This is a genomic window from Aeromonas sp. HMWF014 (assembly GCF_963878295.1).
Classification (GTDB): domain Bacteria; phylum Pseudomonadota; class Gammaproteobacteria; order Enterobacterales; family Aeromonadaceae; genus Aeromonas; species Aeromonas popoffii.
In genome coordinates this window covers 1-2,387 of record NZ_CAWNYS010000101.1, presented here as the reverse complement: position 1 = coordinate 2,387, position 2,387 = coordinate 1, and the positions used below count along the sequence as shown (strand labels likewise).

The 2,387-nt window shown below is 59.1% G+C and carries 2 protein-coding genes; both read left to right on the top strand.

Annotated elements, in window-relative coordinates:
- A partial coding sequence (locus AAC083_RS03915; RefSeq protein WP_108535860.1) for a glycerophosphodiester phosphodiesterase occupies positions 1-490 on the top strand: 490 nt, incomplete at its 5' end.
- Positions 491-647: 157 nt separating this feature from the next.
- The coding region (locus AAC083_RS03910; protein WP_108535859.1) for a methyl-accepting chemotaxis protein at positions 648-2,387 on the top strand (1,740 nt) is incomplete at its 3' end.

The following is a 2,387-nucleotide window of genomic DNA, read 5'->3' as shown; positions in this document are numbered from 1 at the left end:
TGCCTATCTGGCAGGACTTGATGCAGGAGAAGGAGAGCCTATCCCTACCCTGTGGCAGGTGATGGAAGCCATTGCCGGTCGCGCCGAGCTGCATATCGAGCTGAAAGGGGTGCACACAGCCGACGAGGTGGCCGTGCTGACCCGCCGCGCCGAGGCACAGCTGGGCTTCACGCCAGCGCACTGGGTCGTCTCCTCCTTCCACCACCCGGAACTGGCTCGTTTTGCCGCCTTGCGACCCGAGATCCGGCTTGGGGCACTGACCGCCACGATTCCATTCACCCTGGCCGAGTTTGCTGCCGAGCTCGGAGCCTGGTCGCTCAACTGCGACGTGGACTTTGTCGACGCAGCACTGGTCATGGATGCCCATCGACGGGGATTAAAGGTACTGGTCTATACGGTCGATCATACTGCCGATCTTGCTGCACTGGTCGCCATGGGGGTGGACGGGATATTTACCAACCGGCCAGATCGCTTCCTTCCGCCAGCCTGATCGGACGCCTTATTTCAGCAGGTGACCGATAAACGCTGACTTAGGCTATACATTTATCGCACGTACCGGGATACAAAAAGTTCTACTTTGGCCGATAACAGTTGGCTCATAACAATAAAACAACACATCGCAGACTGACGCTCACAAGGATGTAAATATGAACTTATCCATCAAGAACAAGCTTGTCCTCGCCATCGGGGTCATTATCCTGGTCATCACAGGCCTGCAGGTCTGGTACAACACCACCCAACTGAGAAACGAAACCCAACGACTGATCTGGAGTTTTATCAACGACAGCTCGGCTGCCAATGTGAAAGGCATCTCCCGCTGGCTGGACGCCCGGATGAGCATAGTCACCGCCACCAAGGATGCCTTCACCAAGGAAGATGAACCTGTCAGCCATCTGGCCCAGGCCATGAACGCCGGCAATTTCAATCTCATCTATGTGGGCACGAAAGATGGCAAGATGATCCAGAGCAGGCCGACCAATTTGCCGGCCGGCTATGACCCCCGTCAACGCCCCTGGTACAGGGATGCCATCGCGGCAGGCAAGATGGTGGTGACAGCCCCCTATGCTGACATCACCACGGGTCAACTCATCATCACCATCGCCGAGCCCTTCACCCGCGGCAATACCCAGGGGGTGATCGCCGGTGACGTCTCCATCGATGCGCTGATACGCGATGTACTGGCCATCAGCTCGGAGGGTACCTACGCCCTCCTGATGGACAGTAATGGCACCATCATTGCTCACCCGGACAAGGGGCTGACCCTCAAACAGGCCACCTCCCTCTCCCCTCTTCTGACCGCCGCCAAGGTCAACGAGCTGGCCCATGACAACACCATCTCCGAGATGGAGATCAGCGGTAAGCCAAGCGTGTTCGACCTGACCGAGATCCCCAATACCAACTGGTATTTCGGCATAGTGGTGGATGAGGCGGTTGCTTATCAGTCCGTGTCACGCATGGTCACCTCCGCCCTGCTGCAAGGCCTGCTGACCATTCTCATCGTGGCCGGCTTCTCCTATGTGGCCATCAACAGCTCCCTGGCCCCGCTGAAAACCCTGGGGGAGGCCATCGCCGACCTCTCTCGCGGCAACGGTGACCTGACTCGTCGTGTCAAGATCGAGCGTGAAGATGAGGTGGGGATTGTAGCCAAGCACCTCAACACCTTCATCGATCGCATCCACGTGATGGTGCAGGATATCTCCAACTCTTCCAGCCAGCTGAACCAGCAGGCCAACTCCTCCCACAACATGGCGGAGAAATCCAGCCAGGGCTTGGCACGTCAACAGAACGAGATCTCCCAGATCGCCACCGCAGTGCACGAGATGTCCGCCACCGCAGTGGAAGTGGCCAGCAACGCAGAGCAGACCGCTGATGCGGCCCGTAGCTCCGCCGGCAGCTGTGATCATGGCAAGCAGGTCATCGCCCGCAACCAGCGTTCCATCACGGATCTCGCCACCCAGGTCAAACAGGCTTCCGGCATCATTCAGGAACTGGAGAAGAACGCGCAGGAGATCAACACCATACTCTCCACCATTCAAGGCATAGCCGAGCAGACCAACCTGCTGGCGCTGAACGCCGCCATCGAGGCGGCGCGGGCCGGTGAACAGGGCCGTGGCTTTGCCGTGGTGGCCGACGAGGTGCGGGTGCTGTCACAGCGTACCCACAGCTCCACCGTCGAGATCCGCAGCATGATAGAGACACTGCAACGCAACACCCAGGGCGCGGTCAGCACCATGCACGAAGGCCAGCTGCTGGCCCAGAACAGCGTAGAAGATGCGAACGATGCGACTCAGGCGCTGGAGCAGATCACCGCCTCCATCAACCAGATCTCCGACATGGCCACCCAGATCTCCAGTGCCGCCGAGGAGCAACGCGCCGTGACCGACGAG